The sequence below is a fragment of the Pedobacter sp. JCM 36344 genome, assembly GCF_046546555.1.
Lineage (GTDB): Bacteria > Bacteroidota > Bacteroidia > Sphingobacteriales > Sphingobacteriaceae > Pedobacter.
The window spans coordinates 82,825-100,962 of sequence record NZ_JBKHKK010000005.1 but is presented as its reverse complement, the minus strand read 5'-3'; the positions used below and the strand labels follow the sequence as shown (position 1 = coordinate 100,962).

General features: G+C 40.8%; 17 protein-coding genes. 7 read left to right on the top strand and 10 right to left on the bottom strand.

From position 1 onward, the window contains the following. Nucleotides 1-122 precede the first annotated feature (122 nt). The gene (locus ACHFIZ_RS06685; RefSeq protein ID WP_410884104.1) at nucleotides 123-824 is read left to right on the top strand and encodes a DUF1080 domain-containing protein; all 702 of its coding nucleotides are present in this window, start codon (nucleotides 123-125) and stop codon (nucleotides 822-824) included. 9 nt (nucleotides 825-833) lie between these two features. Beyond that, on the top strand, nucleotides 834-2,195 hold the full coding sequence (locus ACHFIZ_RS06680; RefSeq protein WP_410884102.1) for a Gfo/Idh/MocA family protein: 1,362 nt from the start codon (nucleotides 834-836) through the stop codon (nucleotides 2,193-2,195). On the opposite strand, the gene ACHFIZ_RS06675 is transcribed toward ACHFIZ_RS06680, so the two are convergent. Together ACHFIZ_RS06675 and mdh are read right to left on the bottom strand one after the other, a co-directional pair. Continuing rightward, on the bottom strand, nucleotides 2,192-2,614 hold the full coding sequence (locus tag ACHFIZ_RS06675; protein WP_410884100.1) for an aspartyl protease family protein: 423 nt from the start codon (nucleotides 2,612-2,614) through the stop codon (nucleotides 2,192-2,194). The two genes, ACHFIZ_RS06680 and ACHFIZ_RS06675, sit on opposite strands and share 4 nt — an antisense overlap. Before the next feature lie 3 nt (nucleotides 2,615-2,617). Then, nucleotides 2,618-3,556, bottom strand: a complete 939-nt coding sequence (gene mdh / locus ACHFIZ_RS06670; RefSeq protein ID WP_410884098.1) for a malate dehydrogenase — start codon at nucleotides 3,554-3,556, stop codon at nucleotides 2,618-2,620. A 172-nt stretch (nucleotides 3,557-3,728) separates the two neighbouring features. Here mdh and ACHFIZ_RS06665 point away from each other — a divergent pair, with 172 nt between their 5' ends. The 4 genes from ACHFIZ_RS06665 to ACHFIZ_RS06650 all read left to right on the top strand — a co-directional run bounded on the left by ACHFIZ_RS06665 (nucleotide 3,729) and on the right by ACHFIZ_RS06650 (nucleotide 10,118). After that, complete coding sequence (locus tag ACHFIZ_RS06665; protein WP_410884096.1) at nucleotides 3,729-4,211, top strand: lipocalin family protein; 483 nt, start codon at nucleotides 3,729-3,731, stop codon at nucleotides 4,209-4,211. A gap of 103 nt (nucleotides 4,212-4,314) precedes the next feature. Continuing rightward, nucleotides 4,315-8,742 (top strand): DNA polymerase III subunit alpha, encoded by a 4,428-nt coding sequence (dnaE, locus tag ACHFIZ_RS06660; RefSeq protein WP_410884094.1) that lies wholly within the window; start codon nucleotides 4,315-4,317, stop codon nucleotides 8,740-8,742. A 71-nt stretch (nucleotides 8,743-8,813) separates the two neighbouring features. After that, nucleotides 8,814-9,131, top strand: a complete 318-nt coding sequence (gene trxA / locus ACHFIZ_RS06655) for a thioredoxin (protein WP_410884092.1) — start codon at nucleotides 8,814-8,816, stop codon at nucleotides 9,129-9,131. A gap of 63 nt (nucleotides 9,132-9,194) precedes the next feature. After that, nucleotides 9,195-10,118: a DUF58 domain-containing protein gene (locus ACHFIZ_RS06650; protein WP_410884090.1), complete on the top strand. Its 924-nt coding sequence runs from the start codon at nucleotides 9,195-9,197 to the stop codon at nucleotides 10,116-10,118. On the opposite strand, the gene ACHFIZ_RS06645 is transcribed toward ACHFIZ_RS06650, so the two are convergent. The 6 genes from ACHFIZ_RS06645 to ACHFIZ_RS06620 are packed head-to-tail and all read right to left on the bottom strand — an operon-like array spanning nucleotide 10,115 to nucleotide 14,744. Beyond that, nucleotides 10,115-11,302 carry an aspartate aminotransferase family protein gene (locus ACHFIZ_RS06645; protein ID WP_410884088.1) on the bottom strand — a complete coding sequence of 396 codons (1,188 nt, stop codon included), beginning with the start codon at nucleotides 11,300-11,302 and terminating at the stop codon, nucleotides 10,115-10,117. The two genes, ACHFIZ_RS06650 and ACHFIZ_RS06645, sit on opposite strands and share 4 nt — an antisense overlap. A gap of 25 nt (nucleotides 11,303-11,327) precedes the next feature. Beyond that, nucleotides 11,328-11,777, bottom strand: a complete 450-nt coding sequence (locus tag ACHFIZ_RS06640; RefSeq protein WP_410884086.1) for a hypothetical protein — start codon at nucleotides 11,775-11,777, stop codon at nucleotides 11,328-11,330. A 10-nt stretch (nucleotides 11,778-11,787) separates the two neighbouring features. Continuing rightward, nucleotides 11,788-12,315: a hypothetical protein gene (locus tag ACHFIZ_RS06635; protein ID WP_410884084.1), complete on the bottom strand. Its 528-nt coding sequence runs from the start codon at nucleotides 12,313-12,315 to the stop codon at nucleotides 11,788-11,790. Nucleotides 12,316-12,349: 34 nt separating this feature from the next. Then, the gene (locus tag ACHFIZ_RS06630; RefSeq protein WP_410884082.1) at nucleotides 12,350-12,910 is read right to left on the bottom strand and encodes an RNA polymerase sigma factor; all 561 of its coding nucleotides are present in this window, start codon (nucleotides 12,908-12,910) and stop codon (nucleotides 12,350-12,352) included. 17 nt (nucleotides 12,911-12,927) lie between these two features. Next, complete coding sequence (locus ACHFIZ_RS06625; RefSeq protein ID WP_410884080.1) at nucleotides 12,928-13,887, bottom strand: transketolase family protein; 960 nt, start codon at nucleotides 13,885-13,887, stop codon at nucleotides 12,928-12,930. A gap of 11 nt (nucleotides 13,888-13,898) precedes the next feature. Then, complete coding sequence (locus ACHFIZ_RS06620) at nucleotides 13,899-14,744, bottom strand: transketolase (RefSeq protein ID WP_410884079.1); 846 nt, start codon at nucleotides 14,742-14,744, stop codon at nucleotides 13,899-13,901. Between the two features lie 128 nt (nucleotides 14,745-14,872). Here ACHFIZ_RS06620 and ACHFIZ_RS06615 point away from each other — a divergent pair, with 128 nt between their 5' ends. After that, the gene (locus ACHFIZ_RS06615) at nucleotides 14,873-16,021 is read left to right on the top strand and encodes an alpha/beta hydrolase fold domain-containing protein (RefSeq protein WP_410884077.1); all 1,149 of its coding nucleotides are present in this window, start codon (nucleotides 14,873-14,875) and stop codon (nucleotides 16,019-16,021) included. Nucleotides 16,022-16,974: 953 nt separating this feature from the next. Here ACHFIZ_RS06615 and ACHFIZ_RS06610 read toward each other — a convergent pair. After that, entirely contained in the window at nucleotides 16,975-17,628 is a 654-nt protein-coding gene (locus ACHFIZ_RS06610) for an IS3 family transposase (RefSeq protein ID WP_410884293.1), read from the bottom strand. Between the two features lie 298 nt (nucleotides 17,629-17,926). After that, on the bottom strand, nucleotides 17,927-18,103 hold the full coding sequence (locus tag ACHFIZ_RS06605) for a hypothetical protein (protein WP_410884075.1): 177 nt from the start codon (nucleotides 18,101-18,103) through the stop codon (nucleotides 17,927-17,929). Nucleotides 18,104-18,138 lie beyond the last annotated feature (35 nt).

The following is an 18,138-nucleotide window of genomic DNA, read 5'->3' as shown; positions in this document are numbered from 1 at the left end:
ATGTTCTTCTTGCAGAATATCTAACGAATGGCAGCGAGAGTTACGTTCGGGATGACGGTTCAACATCACCTTTCTTGCAAATCGAATTCTAATTGCTAACTTAACAACGCAATTAATTGGTAATGAAAAGAAGAATTAATATTTTAATGTTTTTTATGGCTATTTCGGCTTCCCTGTTCGCTCAGAAGCCAAATCATTTAAGTAAGTCTGACCAGAAAAAAGGATGGGTGCTGTTGTTCGACGGTGAATCCACGAAAGGATGGACTACTACATCTGGGGGGGGAGTGCCTTCTGGTTGGCAGGTAATCGGTGGTACCTTAATGACTGCTGCAGATAGTAAAGGTGGCGATATTATCTCGGTGGATGAGTATTCTGATTTTGAATTAAAGCTTGATTATAAAGTGGCACTTACCAGCAATAGCGGTGTTAAGTACTTTTACACGAAGTATACCAATGGTGGTGATCTTGGTTTGGAATACCAAATACTTGATGATATCCTTGCGGAAGACAATGGAAAAGCAAATCATCTTTCGGGATCATTGTATGATATTATCGAACCTTCAAAGGGGCTGAAAAAACTAAACAGAGCTGGTGAGTGGAACGCAATTAAGATCATTGCCAAAGGGAAAACAGTGGAGCATTGGCTAAATGATTACAAAGTCCTAAGTTTTACAAGGGATAGCAAGTCATTTAAAGATGCTGTGGCTGCAAGTAAATTTAGTAAGGTAGATCCCGCATTCGGCAGTTTGAATAAGGGGCACATCCTGTTGCAGGAGCATGGAGGCGAAGTATCTTTTAAAAATATAAAAATAAAGAAGTTATAAATATAGCTCATGGAAAAGAGACGTGATTTCATAAAGAAGGCCGGTATTGCAACTGCGGCGTTAACAGTAGGTACTAAACTTTTTGGCGGAAGCGCTATGGGATTTAGTGCCAAAAGCTACAATAGGATTGTTGGTGCCAATGAGACCATCAGGGTCGGTGTGATTGGTGTGAACGGTCGTGGCGACGGCATGGCAGGGGTAATTGCCGGTCAGAAAAACACGGACATCTCCTATATATGTGATGTGGATTCACGTACGATTCCTAAGGCCATCAAAACGGTGATGAATGCCAAACAGGAAACTGCCCCTAGAGCCGAAAAGGACTTTAGGAAGGTGTTGGCCGATAAAGATACGGATGCTATCTACATTGCAACCCCTGATCACTGGCATTCGCCGATGACCATTCTCAGCTGTGCAGCTGGTAAACATGTATATGTCGAAAAGCCTTTGAGTCATAATCCTCATGAGGGAGAGATGGCAATTGCTGCTGCAAGAAAATATAAGAGAGTGGTACAAATGGGTGCTCAGCGCCGATCTGCTCCAGTATTGGCTCAAGGTATTAAGGAGTTGCATGAAGGTGTGATTGGTCGGGTATATTTGGCAAAGACCTGGTATACTAATGCGCGACAACCGACTTTTGTGAAAGCGGGACCTGTGCCTTCCTGGTTGGATTATGAACTATGGCAGGGACCTGCGCCGAGAATGCCTTACAAGGAAGGGCTGATTCATTACAATTGGCACTGGTTCTGGCATTGGGGCACAGGTGAAGCATTAAATAATGCAACGCATGAAGTTGATGTTGCAAGATGGGGCTTAGGAGTGGATTTTCCAACACGGGTGAGTTCTATAGGAGGTAGATACAATTACAAGGATGATTGGGAAACACCCGATACCCAGATCACTACGTTGGAATATCCAGGTGGAGTTGCCTTAACCTGGGAGGGTAGAAGCGCAAATGGTCGCAAGGTGGAAGGACTAGACAGGGGCATTATATTTTATGGTGAGAAAGGAAGCCTGGATACAGGTGGCGATAGCTATAAGATCTACGACCTTCAAGGTAAGCTGATAAAAGATGTGAAATCACTGATGAAAGAAGATGCCATTGATGGGAGAAATACCTCCAGTCCAAGTGTAGGATTGGATACGTATCACGTAATGGACTTTCTTGATGCAATTAGAAATGACCGTAAGCCAAATTGTGATGTCGAGATAGGACACAAAAGTGTGGTTGCAATGCAACTTGGGAACATATCATTGCGCGTTGGTCGTGATCTCAAAATTGATCCTAAAAACGGTCATATCATTGATGACAAGGATGCTCAGAAATTGTGGAGCAGATCATATGAGAAGGGCTGGGAGCCTAAGGTTTAAACGTTATAAAGGTAAAGTTTGAGTTTTTTGAAGTTGATAATTGCCTGATATTTTAAAAAGATGTCACTACCCAGAATGGCAACTATAGGCGGGTGGCCAAGGCTTTCGTAGGTTTCATTGACTCCGTCCAGTTCCAATGCAATGGCATAATAATCTTTTATACGTAACCTACCGAGCTTTACTTCAGGAATAGTGGCCTGTAGGATGCTTGTGGTAGAAAACAGGGTAATTGCATGACTTTGTTCTGTTTCCGTAATATCGATATGTTGTTTAATGAAGGCTTTGTCGAACACAGATCTGGATGCTCCTGTGTCTACAACTGCCAGCAATTTTTCCCCAAAAACAACAATTTCCACCAATAGGTGGAAACCGTCGTCTTGTAAATCTATTAGTTTTAATGGAACTGTTATAGCCCGCATTTTTTAGATTAAGCTCATTTCTGTAAGCACAGCATTCATGCTTCGTACTGCATCTGCGCTTTTCGCGAAAGTAGCTTTCTCCTGATCATTTAATTGGAAGTCGAGGATTTGCTCTGCACCATTTTTCCCAAGTATAACAGGAACAACCAATGAGATATCGTCTTGTCCGTATTCACCCTCCAGGTAAACGCCAGAGGAGATTAGTTTTTTCTCATCACGAACAATGCTTTCTACCATTGCTGCTGTGCCTGCTCCAGGTGCATACCATGCGGAAGTACCTATTAAGCCAGTTAATGTCGCACCACCAACCATTGTATCCGCAACAATTTTATCTTGCTGCTCTTTGCTTAATAATTGGGTAACAGGAATACTGTTCCACGTGGCGTGGTTAATCAACGGGATCATTGTAGTGTCTCCATGACCGCCAATTACAACGGCATTAAGATCTGCCGGCGAGCAGCCAAGTTCCTGACTTAAGTAATATTTAAACCTTGCTGAATCCAATGCACCGCCCATCCCAATCACGCGGTTTTTAGGAAGGCCTGATGATTTAAAGGTCAGGTAATTCATAGTATCCATTGGATTGGATACGACGATGATAATAGTATTTGGAGAATATTTAAGGATGTTTTCAGTAACACCTTTTACGATTCCTGCATTGATGCCAATCAGCTCTTCTCTGGTCATTCCCGGTTTGCGGGGAAGGCCTGAAGTAATCACTACAACTTCAGAGTCTGCGGTACTTGCGTAATCATTGGTTACACCTTTTACTTTAATGTCAAAACCTAAAAGGGCAGCCGTTTGCATCATGTCAATCGCTTTACCTTCTGCAAAGCCTTGTTTGATGTCTAATAAAATGAGTTCTTCAGCTAATTCTTTTCTTGCTATATTATCTGCACAAGTAGCGCCAACCGCTCCTGCACCAACAACCGTTATTTTCATATTGATTTAATTTATAGTTCTTCAGACTGTCGCAATTAGCTGCAAACAGATCTCTTGTCTCCGAAGTTAGAAATTATGCCTAGGTATTAAAATGCTTTTAAAAACTTTATTTTACATTGTTGGTTTTATGATAAAGAATTTACATTTGCGGACAGTCATTTAGGGGGGAATCATGGAAAATAGACCAGTGCATAATGTAGATATTGTTTCATTCGCAGGGAAGTGGTTTTCATTGTGTTCTATCCCAACGATCATGAATCAAAACTGGAGCGAAACCACCGATACTTATGTGATACACCCGGATGGCTACTATGCTGTTTTTACAACTTACAAGCTGAATGGCGGCGAAGAACGCAAGTATATTCGTTCCAAACTTTTTGTAGTTAGGGGAACAGGCAATGCAGAGTTGAAGATACAGTTTTTATGGCCATTCAAAACAGATTATTGGGTTATTGAACTGAGTGAAGATTATTCGTATGCGGTTGTTGGCCATCCCAAACACAAGAACTTATTCATCATGTCACGTAAACCCTCGATGCCCGAAGGCTTGTTATCAGAGATCGTCGACCGCTGTAAAAGGAAGGGTTACGACACCTCAAAATTAGTTTCTCAAGGACATAATATAGGTCAGATTGGCGAAACGATTCTTGCCTAATTCTAAAGTAAAAAATCAAATTCTATCGGCTTCAGTTGTTAAAAATCTGTATTTTTGAACTATTCTTTTTTGATCGCTTTTACAGAGATTTTAATAACTTCCTATGTATTTGATTTTTGATACTGAAACTACAGGTTTGCCACGTAATTGGAATGCGCCAATTACCGATATGGAGAATTGGCCGCGCTGTATACAGATCGCCTGGCAGCTGCACGATGACTTCGGAAACCTGCTCGAGAATCAAGATTACCTGGTTACACCTGAAGGATTTAATATCCCGTACGATGCGGAGCGCATTCATGGGATTTCTACCGAACTGGCGACAGAACGGGGTATCTCGTTAAAAGAGGTTTTAGAAAAATTTAACATTGTACTTTCAAAATCAAAGTTCATCGTTGGGCAGAATGTTGCTTTCGACGTGAATATAATGGGCTGTGAATTTCATAGGCTGGGGTTGGAGAATCTGCTGCAGCATATGCCTGTTTTAGATACCTGTACTGAAGTAACTGCAGATTTACTCCGGATGCCTGGGGGAAGAAACGGAAGATATAAACTTCCAAATCTTACTGAGCTTCACCAGTATCTTTTTGGGGAACCTTTTACTGAGGCGCATAATGCAACCGCCGATGTGGAGGCTACTACAAGGTGTTTTCTTCAATTGTTAAAGATTGATGTATTCAAGACAGATCAGTTAAAATGTACGCCAGATTATTTAAAGCTATTTAAGGAACGCAACCCCGGAGTTATCGGGCGTGTCGGATTGAAGCATATTAACTTAAAATCTGCTTCTGAAGACATCAGGAAAAGGCTGCAAAGAAAAGATGGCTCTTCTACTAAGCAGGACATCGCAGGGGGGATTGCAAGCTTAAAAGACGTTGCCTTCGCACATCTTCACAACCACACCCAGTTTTCAGTTTTACAATCCACCATCAATATTCCCGACCTGATCCAGGCTGCCTCGGCACAACAGATGCCTGCGGTTGCAATGACCGATCATGCAAATATGATGGGCGCTTTTCATTTCGTGGCTCAAGTGCTTAATCACAATAAGGCGGCCGAGGATAAAAACAAACTATTAGTTCAAAGTGGGCAACAACCCACCGAGACCGTGATAAAGCCCATAGTTGGTTGCGAGTTTTTTGTGTGCGATGACCACCTGGATAAAAAGCGCAAAGACAATGGTTACCAAGTAGTTTTATTGGCTAAAAATAAACAGGGTTACCACAACCTGGCAAAAATGTCATCTATAGCCTATACAAAAGGGTTCTATTATGTGCCCAGGATTGACCGTAAGGTGATCGAAATGTATAAAGAAGATATCATTGTGTTGTCCGGTAACTTATATGGCGAGATTTCCAGTAAGCTGTTAAATATTGGAGAGCGGCAAGCGGAAGAGGCATTGCTGTGGTGGAAGGAGCAGTTCGAAGAAGACTTCTACATGGAGGTGATGCGTCACAACCAAGACGATGAGAATATTGTTAATGTTTCTTTAATTTCTTTGGCACGCAAGCACGATGTGAAGTTAGTAGCAACTAATAACACCTATTACATAAATAAAAAGGACGCCAATGCACATGATATTTTATTGTGTGTAAAGGATGGGGAAAAGCAGGCAACCCAGATTGGTAGTGGTCGTGGTTATCGCTATGGATTGCCAAATCAGGAATATTATTTCAAGTCGGCTGATGAGATGAAGGCTTTGTTTGCTGATCTTCCTGAGGCGATCATGAACGTACAGTCCATTGTAGATAAGATTGAAATCTATGCACTTGCCCGTGAAGTATTACTTCCTAAGTTCGACATCCCCGGAGAATTCCTTGTGGTTGAAGATGAAGAAGATGCTGGAAAGCGCGGTGAGAATAAATACTTAAGGTATTTAACTTATGAGGGTGCTAAAAAGCGTTATGGAGAATTAACCACTGAACTTACCGATAGGCTTGACTTTGAATTACAGACAATTGAGAAAACTGGATATCCAGGTTATTTCCTTATTGTTCAGGATTTCATAGCGATGGCCAGACAGTTAGATGTATCTGTAGGCCCTGGTCGTGGTTCTGCTGCAGGTTCGGTTGTCGCTTACTGCTTGTGGATCACCAACATTGACCCCATTAGGTACGACCTGCTATTTGAGCGATTCCTGAATCCAGACAGGGTGTCCATGCCCGATATCGATATCGACTTTGATGATGAAGGAAGGGGAAGGGTGATGGATTATGTAATTAACAAATATGGGTCCAACCAAGTAGCTCAGATCATCACCTATGGCACCATGGCGGCTAAATCTTCAATTAGAGATACGGCTAGGGTGCTTGATCTTCCGTTGTTTGAAGCCGACAAGATCGCTAAGCTGATCCCCAATATGAAGCTATCGAAGATCTTCAATCTTGATGAGAAGACATTAAAAGGGGCGTTAAGGGCTGATGATTACGAGCGTGTTGTTGAACTTAAAGCAATGGCTTCTGCACAAAATCTGAGTGCCGAAACTATTTTGCAGGCTCAAATATTAGAAGGCTCTTTAAGGAATACTGGGATTCATGCCTGCGGGGTGATCATCACACCATCAGACATAACCAATTTTGTTCCTGTTGCTACAGCAAAGGATTCCAATCTCTATGTGACCCAGTTTGACAACTCGGTGGTAGAGAGTGCTGGACTGCTTAAGATGGACTTTCTGGGTTTGAAGACGCTAACCTTGATAAAAAATACCGTTAAACTGGTTAAGAAAGTCCATTCTATCGATCTGGATCCAGACAACTTCCCAATTGATGATGTGAAAACCTATGAGCTGTTCCAGCGTGGAGAGACGGTCGGAATCTTCCAGTACGAAAGTAACGGGATGCAAAAGTACATGAAGGAGTTGAAACCTACGGTATTTGGAGATCTGATTGCGATGAACGCACTGTACCGTCCTGGTCCGTTGGAATACATTCCTAGTTTCGTTCGAAGAAAAAATGGGGAAGAAGATATCAAGTACGATCTTGATGCCTGCGAAGAATATTTAAAGGAAACCTACGGGATTACTGTCTATCAAGAGCAGGTGATGCTTTTATCGCAGAAACTTGCCGGTTTCACTAAGGGTGAGGCTGACGTTCTGCGTAAGGCTATGGGTAAGAAACAAAAGGAGGTTTTGGATAAGATGAAGCCTAAGTTCGTAGGTAAAGCTGCAGAAAAGGGCCATGATCCGGTAATTCTGGAGAAGATCTGGAAAGATTGGGAAGCCTTCGCATCCTATGCATTTAATAAATCTCACTCGACTTGCTATGCATGGATCGCTTACCAGACTGCCTATTTGAAAGCCCATTTCCCATCAGAATATATGGCGGCAGTGCTGTCGAATAATATGAGCGACATCAAGCAGGTGGCGTTCTTTATGGAGGAATGTAAACAAATGGGGGTACAGGTACTTGGTCCGGATGTGAATGAATCCGGTATAAAATTCTCAGTTAACCATCAGAACCAAGTACGCTTTGGTCTTTCGGGGATCAAAGGAGTGGGTGAGAAGGCGGTAGAGAGTATTATAGAAGAACGCCAGGAAAACGGAATGTACACTGGTGTCTATGATTTTGCAAAGCGTTCCAATACACGTACTGTAAACAAAAAAGCTTATGAGAGCTTTGTGTACAGCGGTGCTTTCGATGCATTTGGTAACCATAGGGCTCAGTATTTTTTTATCGGTCAGAATGACAAGCTAAACGGAATTGAGAAGCTTATTAAGTATGCCAATGATTTTCAAAATAATGAAACGTCTTCTCAATCGTCACTTTTTGGGGGTACTGTAGCTGATCTTATTTCTGAACCTACTTTACCTGTATCGCCGGAGTGGACTTTGCTTGACCGTTTAAAATATGAAAAGGATGCTATCGGTATCTTTTTGAGTGGTCATCCACTCGATAATTACCGGTTAGAACTGGATAGGTTCTGTATACATAAGGTAAAACATTTGGCTTTGGTAAATAAGATCAGAACAGGCGATACGAATGAAGAGGTACTGGTCGACTTTGAAAGTATCAAGAACAAGGAACTAGTGGTAGGCGGATTTGTGGTTTTGGCTGCTCAACGTATGACCAAAACGGGCAAGCCTTTTGGAACTATCGTTTTTGAAGATTATGAAGATACCTGTGAACTGGCCTTATTTGGCGACGACTTTATTAAGTTTAAGCAATTTTTAACCGATGGATATTTTTTGCGTATCAATGGGAGAGTTGCAGAACGTTTCAGAAAAGAGGGGGATTGGGAATTTAAGATCAACTCCATCGACCTATTATCTGAGGTACGAGATAAGCTTGCTAAATGTGTAACGATACAAATCCCTTTGGAAAAAGTTACCGATGATTTGATGAGGCAAATTCATGGACTGTTGGAGCAGAATAAACAAAACACAGAACATCAGCGTTGTCAGCTGTTATTTGAGATTTCAGATTGGGAGCAAAATGTGCGGATAAAAATGCCTTCGAAAAGCATCAAGATCAACCCTAACAACCATCTGCTAGAACAATTGCGCATGTTGGACGTTAACCCAACGTTGAACTAATGTCATTTTGGCACCCTCCAAATTGACTGGCATTACAATTGATTATATTTGTATAAATAAAAATAAGAATTATGGCTTTGGAAATTACAGATGCAAACTTCGAGGAAGTTGTATTAAAATCAGATAAACCCGTTTTAGTTGATTTTTGGGCAGAATGGTGTGGACCATGCCGCATGGTTGGACCCTTAGTAGATGAGATCTCAAAAGAATACGAAGGAAAAGCAATCGTTGGTAAAGTAAACGTTGATAACAACCCTCAAATATCCACTCAGTTCGGCATTCGCAACATCCCGGCATTATTGTACTTCAAAAATGGGGAAGTAGTAGATAAACAAGTTGGAGCCGTACCTAAATCTGTACTGGCAGGTAAATTGGATAAGCAGTTATAACAACTCAACATATATCAGTTTAAAAGCGTTCATATTCATGAACGCTTTTTTTATATTTACGCTATGCAGAATTCTACCGTTGATCAGCAAGATATCGAGTTTAGCAGTAATTTAGAATTGCTGGCTAAACAAGTGGTAGAAGGATTTATCACAGGTCTGCATAAAAGTCCGTTTCATGGGTTCTCTGTGGAATTTGCGGAACACCGATTATATAACGTTGGAGATAATGTAAAGAACATTGACTGGAAGCTTTTTGCCAGGACCGATAAGATGTTCAGCAAGCGGTATGAAGAAGAAACAAATTTGCGTTGTCAGTTTATTATTGATGCTTCGTCTTCCATGCATTTTCCTTTAAACGCCTATAATAAGATTAAGTTTTCTGTGCAGGCGACGGCTGCCCTAATGTTTCTATTGAAGCGCCAGCGTGATGCTTTTGGATTAAGTATTTTTGCAGATGAATTGCTCCTGAATACACCGGCGAAGTCGACTACTACTCATCAGAAATATCTCTTTGCACATCTGGAAGAATTGCTTTCAGTGGCGAAAATAAACGTTGGCACTAATCTGGAGCACGCTTTACATCAGATTGCCGAGCTTATCCATAAGCGGTCTTTGGTGATAATCTTTAGCGATATGCTCAACACAATCCAGGATGAAAAGAGCACTGAAGCCTTGTTTTCCGCCTTACAGCATTTGAAGTTCAATAAACACGAGGTCGTGATCTTCAACGTTACAGATAAGGCTAAAGAAGTGAATTTTGAGTTTGAGAACAGGCCCTATGAGTTTATAGATATGGAAACCGGCACAAGCATCAAGGCGCATTCCTCAAAAGTAAAGGATGCCTATCTGACTAGAATTAGGGAATATAGAGAAATGATTCAACTCAAATGCACGCAATACAAGATTGATAGGATTGATGCTGACATATTAGACGGGTTTTATCCCGTACTGCAGGCTTACCTGATCAAGCGTCAGAAAATGAATTAGGCAAACTTATCTACGTTTTTCAGGATCACTTTACAAGCTTCTTCAATCTCTCCTGCTGTGATGATCAGAGGAGGTGCTAAGCGCATCGAATTGCTGCAATGCAAGAACCAATCGCTAATAAAACCGTCTACTATACAACCATCTATGATTTTTTTGTTGGTTTCGAAACTGTCGAACTCCACTGCTAGCATTAGACCTTTTCCTCTTACTGCATGAATCTTTGGATGAACCAGCAGCTTCTTAAAGAGCTCACCTTTCTCAGTCACTCCTTTGACGATATTTTCTTTAACTATAGTTCTGAGCGTGGCCAAACCTGCAGCACAGCTTACCGGATGACCACCAAAAGTAGTAATGTGTCCAAGGATGGGATTTGTGGCCAACGAAAGCATGATCTCAGTGGAACTGATGAAAGCCCCAATAGGCATTCCACCACCAATACCTTTGGCCACCATTAGGATGTCTGGTGTGATATCGTAATGCTCAAATCCAAACATTTTCCCTGTCCTGCCAAAGCCACACTGGATTTCATCTAATACCAGTAAGGTGCCTGTTTCCGTGCATCGTGCTCTTAATGCTTTGAAATACTCAGGATCTCCTATGCGAATTCCTGCTTCACCTTGTACCGTTTCGATAAATACGGCGGCAGTTTTAGTGGTTATTTTTTCGAGATCAGACAGCTTGTTAAATTTGATAAAATGCACATGAGGCAGTAGCGGTCGGTAAGCCCGCTTAAACTCTTCATTACCCATAAGGCTCAATGCGCCCTGTGTGCTGCCATGATAGGAATGGTTACATGCGATAAATTCTGTTCGTTCTGTATACCGCTTAGCCAATTTCATGGCCCCTTCAACAGCTTCGCTACCTGAGTTAACAAAGTAGGTGCAGTTTAAGTTTGGGGGCAGGATATCTGCCAGTGCCTTTGCGAAATCAACTTGAGGGCTCTGAACAAATTCGCCATACACCATAATGTGCATGTAAAGTTCAGCTTGTTTTTTTACTGCTTCTACAACAGCCGGATGACAATGGCCTACATTGCTAACGCCTATTCCGGCGATAAGGTCCATATACTTTTTTCCTTCAGCATCATAAAGATAGATGCCACTAGCCTTAACGAATTCCAGAAGAAGTGGTTCTAATGTAGTTTGAGCGTTGTGTTGAAGAAATAATTGACGTTGTGTTAACATCCACCAAAAATACAAAATGTTAAGCTTATTGCCTTCCCTGAGGTCTGTATTTGGCTAAAATTTCTTTCTTGAAAGCTTCCTGAGCTCGGTAGAATTTGCCCACAATCTTAATTGGTAGACTTGATTTCAACTTGTAATAATACTTCTTATCCAGATTGAGCTCTCTCTGCTTAATGTTAAAGTCATTTAGTATCAGGCTTTGCACTTCACTATCAGATAACTCTTCTATCTCTGTGATCTTTCTAAAGCTGATCATTTTTTGCATACGTTCTTTACGAAGATCACGTTGTTCTGTCTGCCAGGCATTGTAAAGAGGCCAGAAAATTTTAGCCTCCTCTGAAGAAAGCTCAAGTTTTCCTGTTAGGTAGGTGACTTTATATGCCTCAATTTCGTGAAATCTTTCACTGCCATTTCTTTGCGCTGATGACAGGATTGGAAATGTAAAAAGAAGTGCTATAACAATTAGATATTTCATTTATAAAGTATTAGTATTCCGCAGTCAATTCCCTGGATGAAAAGTTAGTTAATATATAGTTCTCAAGATCAGACTGATCTGCCGAAAGAGGCATAGCGACTTGATCTGTCCCTTGTATATGCTCAATAATTACATCTTCATCTATATCAAAAAGCATTTGCTCGTTAGCAATTTCGACGTAATTAACAGATGATTGTGGTTGTTCCTGGTTGAAATAAACACCCAAACCTGCAATCAATACAAAGCAAGCTGCAGAGGCATATTTTAAGACATTTGAACGCCACAGTTTAAGAACCTTTGAAGGAGATTTCGCTTTGGAAAGCACCTCCTCTTTCATTCGGTCAAAATAACCGGATGGAACAGTAAACGCTTGTTCAGTAGAAAACACTTTCAATCTATCAACAGCAACCTTTGCTTCAATGCTTGCAGAAAGGTTTTCGAAATAATTCTGTGGTACGGAGAAAACATCTCTCACTGGCATTCCCGATAGTGTGGGTGCTTCCTCTCTCCATTCTTCGTTTTCTAAATTTTTTCCCATTACAAATATATTGATGCTTTAATTGGCAAAAGGTTTAAAAGTTAATGTCATCATTTAGCATAAATACCTCAATTTTTTTTACTGCGATGTGAAATGAAGCTTTCAAAGCACCAACGCTAGTGCCCGTAATCTCCGAGATCTCCTCGTATTTCAGGTCGTCATAGTACTTCATATTGAATACTAGGCGTTGCTTATCCGGCAGTGTAAGGATTGCCTGCTGGAGCTTCATCTGAATTGTATCTCCATTGAAATAAGAAGACTCCACAAGGGTTTCACTTAGTTCTGAGGATACTTCGTCGAGAGGTGTATTGTTTCTTTGTTTCTTTTTATTGAGAAAAGTAATTGACTCGTTGGAAGCAATTCTATAGATCCAGGTGTAAAGCTGCGAGTCGCTTCGAAACTTCTCCAAGTTCTTCCAAACCTTTATGAAGACATCCTGTACCAGATCATCTGCGTCATCATGGTCGATAACCAACCTGCGAACATGCCAGTATATCTTTTGCTGGTATTTAGTTAAAAGCAGGTTGAAGGCTTCATTCCGAGTTTTTTCGTTAGAAAATTTCTCTAGAATTTCTGAGTCTTCAGCCTGCTTCATATGTTTGATGAAAGGAATTACTTCTTAACTCTTTTTAATACTTTTTGAACGGCTTCAACAATATTAACACTGTCTAATCCATATTTTGTCATCAATTGATCAGGCGTTCCGCTTTCGCCAAAGCTGTCATTAACTGCAACAAATTCTTGAGGCGATGGCAATTCTGTAGATAATAATCTTGCAACGCTTTCTCCAAGACCGCCAAATTTATTGTGCTCTTCGCAAGTAACTACACACCCTGTTTTCTTAACAGATTTCAAGATTGCTTCTTCATCAAGAGGCTTGATGGTGTGGATGTTTATAATTTCCACATCTATTCCGAGATCAGCAAGTTTTTCGCCTGCCTCAATTGCTTTCCAAACCATGTGGCCCGTAGCTATGATCGTTACATCTTTACCTTCATTGACCATCCACGCTTTACCAATCTCAAATTTCTGATCAGGATCTGTAAAGACAGGAATAACTGGTCTGCCAAAACGAAGATAAACTGGTCCTTCATACTCTGCAATGGCAATTGTCGCTGCCTTGGTCTGGTTATAGTCGCAAGGGTTGATTACGGTCATTCCGGGAAGCATCTTCATCAAACCTATATCTTCAAGGATTTGGTGAGTTGCCCCATCTTCACCCAATGTCAAACCAGCGTGGGAAGCGCAGATCTTTACGTTTTTATCTGAGTAAGCTACCGACTGACGAATTTGATCATAAACTCGGCCTGTAGAAAAGTTGGCAAATGTTCCGGTAAAAGGAATTTTACCCCCAATAGTTAAACCTGCAGCTATCCCGATCATGTTTGCTTCAGCAATTCCTATCTGAAAAAACCTTTCAGGGAATTCCTTGATGAATGCATCCATTTTTAAAGAACCTACTAGATCTGCACAAAGTGCTACTACCTCAGGGTTTTTCCGACCTGCTTCTAACAATCCTGCTCCAAAACCTGAACGGGTATCTTTCTTTTCAGTGTATGTATATTTTTTCATTAGTTCTGTGCTTAGTAATCTTGAAGTGTGCTTGGTAATTGATTTAATGCTGATGCCAATTGCTCGTCGTTTGGAGCTGTGCCGTGCCATTTGTGTGAACCAACCATATAATCAACTCCCATTCCCATTTGCGTACTCATTAAGTTCAAGATTGGTCTGCCTTTACCGGTTAATGATTTGGCATAGTGCAAAGCTTTAGCAATCGCAGCCATATCGTTGCCGTCAGAAGTGATTACTTGCCATCCGAATGCTTCGAATTTTGTTTGAAGGCTTTCCAATGAAAGAATTTTTTCAGTCGGACCATCAATCTGTTGACCGTTATAATCTATTGAGGCGATCAAGTTGTCTACCTTATTGAAAGGAGCATACATGATTGCCTCCCAATTTTGGCCTTCTTGTAATTCTCCATCACCATGTAAAGAGAATATAATCGCCTTGTCTTTGTTCAATTTCTTAGCAAGAGCTGCGCCAATAGCTACCGACATTCCCTGTCCCAAAGAGCCTGAAGCAATTCTGATACCAGGCAAACCTTCGTGGGTAGTCGGGTGACCTTGTAATCTCGAATTTAGTTTTCTGAAAGTCGCTAGTTCACTAATTTCAAAGTAGCCTGATCTAGCAAGGACACTATAGAAAACAGGAGAGATGTGACCATTTGATAAGAAGAACATGTCTTCGTCTTTTCCTAGCATGGTAAAGTCTGAGGAATGGTTCATTACCTCGAAATAAAGTGCAGTCATGAAATCTGCACAACCCAATGATCCACCCGGGTGTCCGGATTGGCATGCGTGTACCATTCTAACGATATCCCTTCTTACCTGGGTTGCAATGCTTTCTAATTCTTCTATTGTATGTTTCATTGACGTTTTTATTGATTACTACAACAAACTTAGCAAAATTGTTATGATAAGTGTTATTCACTTCACGACAATAAAACATTCTATAACGAAAAAGTGTTGTCAGTCCATCAACCAATAATCTACTACTTATGAAAAACAAATGTTTAAGAAATGCTGCCTTATCGGCGACATTTATGATCGCACTTTCTGCGTGTTCCAACAATTCGAACACTACAAATTCGGCTGATACTACAGCTATGAAAACAGATACTGCTATGGCTGATGTAAGCGCAGGTAAGCCTACTGATGTGAAGCCTGTTGGACCTGCTCCAGAGTGGGGGCCAGGTCTAAAGCCACAGATGCAGGCGGTAATCGAAAAGCTAGTCAGCTACAAAGACAGGCCTGTCTCTGACTTAATAGCAGTAGAGGCTCGTAAAAACCATACACCCGCAGATGCGGTGATGGATCTAATGAAGGATAATAATATTCCAATGCCGGTATTCAATGTGGATACTGTGGGTAAAGAAATTCCTGTTACCGGTGGTAATATTCATTTAAGAATATACACGCCAAAAACAGGTAATGGACCATTCCCTGTAATTGTATACTATCACGGTGGTGGATTCGTGATTGCTAACATTGATGTGTATGATGCTTCGGCAAAAGTACTGGCCGACAAAGTTGGTGCAGTGGTTGTATCGGTAGCTTACCGTTTAGGTCCTGAGTACAAATTTCCAATAGCGCACAATGATTCATTTGCTGCCTATCAATGGGTATTAAAAAACGCGACATCTATTAAAGGCGATCCTAAAATGGTTGCTGTTGCCGGAGAAAGTGCTGGTGGTAATCTTGCTATGAACATAGCTATTATGGCACGTGATAAACGTATTGCCGCTCCTAAACACATTTTAGCAGTGTATCCCGTTGCAGGTTCGGACATGAACACGGCATCTTATCAAAAGAATGCTGCAGCTAAGCCACTAAATAAACCGATGATGGAATGGTTTGTTAAAAATTATCTTAATACGATGGCAGAGGGTAAAGATCCAAGAATCAATCTTTTAGGGGCTAATCTTAAAGGTTTGCCGAATGTAACGATTATAACTGCCGAATATGATCCATTGCAGAGCGAAGGTATGATGCTGGCAGATAAGTTAAAAGCGGCAGGTGTTCAGGTGGACAGCAAAAATTATGATGGTGTAACCCATGAGTTTTTTGGTATGGGAGCTTTAGTTCCCGAAGCGATGGAAGCTGAAATGTATGCTGTAGATCAATTAAAGAAAGCTTTGGGTAAATAATTAGGTCCTTTTAAGTTAAAAAATTTATTTGAAGGCCCTTGTGTAGATATCATCTGTTCAAGGGTCTTTTTGATTCAGCCAGATATACCGACAAAATAGCTTTTTAAGTGTACACTTGAGGATTTATGTGCACACTTACCAGTTTAAGTGTGCAGTTAATCTTTTTTAAATATAAAATCTGCTTTTTTTAAACAGCAGTATTGTAGGTTCGTTTCAGCAATCAACCAATGCTGCTTCTAATTATGCTACTAAATACTTCTACATTTCCCTATTTCAGGGCTACAAAGAACGGCGTTACTAGTTTATTACTAGTGCCCTCAGCTATGTCTCGGCTTCGTGTCTGCTTCGGGTCTGCTTCGTGTCTGCTAGCGCTCGGCCCGAAGCAAACAGCCATAAAACACATAGCGGAGCGGTATTTGAAAAACTTCAGTACAAACCACATATCAACGAGAGTATTTTCTCAAAAAACAGAGTTGGAGAAATTTAGAATTATAATAGCCGAATGCCTGGATCAATCATGTCGACTATATGAGTTCTATTTTGGTTTAGCTGTAATCGCCACAAGTAGGTGGCACAAAGAACAACATGTGTCATAGACCGTCGAGACCCGTGCCATTTATAATATATTAGGCAATAACATTGAGAGAAAGAAGGATGGGCTTCCGTGAAGCATTAATTTTGATCTGACGTAATTCGAACATTACTAATATCTCTCAAAATACGATAAAGTTACTTAGAAAAGGAGATGTTGTTACCGTGTAACAAATTGATCGATTTCGTATTTTCTGTTGGACTATAAATGTTGGCAATTACTGAGTGCTAATGATCGTATTATGAGACAATCTAAAAATATTAGTATCTTGAAATAATAAAATTGATTACCGTCTTATTAAACCGTCTCAATAATCAATGTGTTATAATATTATACTTGCAACAATAAAGTAGACATTCGGCTAAGCTGCAATATTTTGGTTGTTTAAGTTTCTTCCAAATTCCTCTGGGGACAAATATCCCAGTGCAGAATGTAGTCTTTTACAGTTATACCATGTTTCTATATATTCAAATACAATACGTGCTGCCTGCTTTTTGTCGGTGAATTTGTGTTGGTACACACATTCAGCTTTCAATGTCTTAATGAAGCTCTCAGCCACTGCGTTGTCCCAGCAATTTCCTTTCCTGCTCATGCTCCTAATGATCAATGGATTTTCTTCCAGTAACCACCTGAATTCATTGCATGCATATTGAACTTCACGATCAGAGTGAAAAATGAGTTCCCGGGTAAATGGTCGTCTTGATTGTGCCATTTTAAAAGCAGGGATAACCGTGTCATTTGCTTTCATTGTCGTACTTAGTGCCCATCCAATAATTTTTCTATCACCCAAGTCAATAACCGTTGTCAGATACAGCCAGCCTTGCCTGGTCCTGATGTAATTAATGTCGGAAACCCACACAGCACACAATATTCTCGGCTTAAAATTACGACCCAGTTCATTCTCTGGTACAAGAAACTTATGGCTGAAGTCTGTAGTAACTTTAAACCTCTTCTTCACAATGCTTCTCAGCTTTGCTTTTTTCATGATTCTGGCAACTCTGGGTCTGGAGACAATAATTGTTTTTTACGCAGCTCCAGGGTAATTCTGGGACTGCTATAGATCCTTTTACTCTTCTCAAAAGCTTGCAATATCTCGGCTTCAATCATCTGATTTTCAATGCTGCTGTTTGACGGGCTGTTGGTTGCCCACTTGTAAAACCCAGCCCTGCTAACCTTAAATGCCGAACACATCTTCCCAACTAAAAATATCCTGCTGTGATCCTTTATGAACCCGAATATTTGTTATCTCCCTTGGAGAAAATGCTGATACCCTTTTTTAGGATATCGCGCTCCATTTGTGTTTCACGCTTTCTTCAATAAAGCCAGCTATTGCTCGGCTGCACTAAGTATAACCTTACCATTTCAGGAAAACTACTGCCTTTTTTATTGGAAAATTCTTTCCACCAGCGGTACAACAATGCAGGACTGATGTCCAGTTCTTTGGCAAGGGCGCTCTGGTCTGTGCGGATGTTACTTAGTTCAACGCTCATCACCTTGAACTATTTAGGATACGATTTTCTTTCTC

Coding starts and splice junctions, on each gene's coding strand:
- ACHFIZ_RS06685 (WP_410884104.1), top strand. CDS start 123: ATGAAAAGAAGAATTAATATTTTAATGTTTTTTATGGCTATTTCGGCT.
- ACHFIZ_RS06680 (WP_410884102.1), top strand. CDS start 834: ATGGAAAAGAGACGTGATTTCATAAAGAAGGCCGGTATTGCAACTGCG.
- ACHFIZ_RS06675 (WP_410884100.1), bottom strand. CDS start 2,614: ATGCGGGCTATAACAGTTCCATTAAAACTAATAGATTTACAAGACGAC.
- mdh (WP_410884098.1), bottom strand. CDS start 3,556: ATGAAAATAACGGTTGTTGGTGCAGGAGCGGTTGGCGCTACTTGTGCA.
- ACHFIZ_RS06665 (WP_410884096.1), top strand. CDS start 3,729: ATGGAAAATAGACCAGTGCATAATGTAGATATTGTTTCATTCGCAGGG.
- dnaE (WP_410884094.1), top strand. CDS start 4,315: ATGTATTTGATTTTTGATACTGAAACTACAGGTTTGCCACGTAATTGG.
- trxA (WP_410884092.1), top strand. CDS start 8,814: ATGGCTTTGGAAATTACAGATGCAAACTTCGAGGAAGTTGTATTAAAA.
- ACHFIZ_RS06650 (WP_410884090.1), top strand. CDS start 9,195: ATGCAGAATTCTACCGTTGATCAGCAAGATATCGAGTTTAGCAGTAAT.
- ACHFIZ_RS06645 (WP_410884088.1), bottom strand. CDS start 11,302: ATGTTAACACAACGTCAATTATTTCTTCAACACAACGCTCAAACTACA.
- ACHFIZ_RS06640 (WP_410884086.1), bottom strand. CDS start 11,777: ATGAAATATCTAATTGTTATAGCACTTCTTTTTACATTTCCAATCCTG.
- ACHFIZ_RS06635 (WP_410884084.1), bottom strand. CDS start 12,315: ATGGGAAAAAATTTAGAAAACGAAGAATGGAGAGAGGAAGCACCCACA.
- ACHFIZ_RS06630 (WP_410884082.1), bottom strand. CDS start 12,910: ATGAAGCAGGCTGAAGACTCAGAAATTCTAGAGAAATTTTCTAACGAA.
- ACHFIZ_RS06625 (WP_410884080.1), bottom strand. CDS start 13,887: ATGAAAAAATATACATACACTGAAAAGAAAGATACCCGTTCAGGTTTT.
- ACHFIZ_RS06620 (WP_410884079.1), bottom strand. CDS start 14,744: ATGAAACATACAATAGAAGAATTAGAAAGCATTGCAACCCAGGTAAGA.
- ACHFIZ_RS06615 (WP_410884077.1), top strand. CDS start 14,873: ATGAAAAACAAATGTTTAAGAAATGCTGCCTTATCGGCGACATTTATG.
- ACHFIZ_RS06605 (WP_410884075.1), bottom strand. CDS start 18,103: ATGAGCGTTGAACTAAGTAACATCCGCACAGACCAGAGCGCCCTTGCC.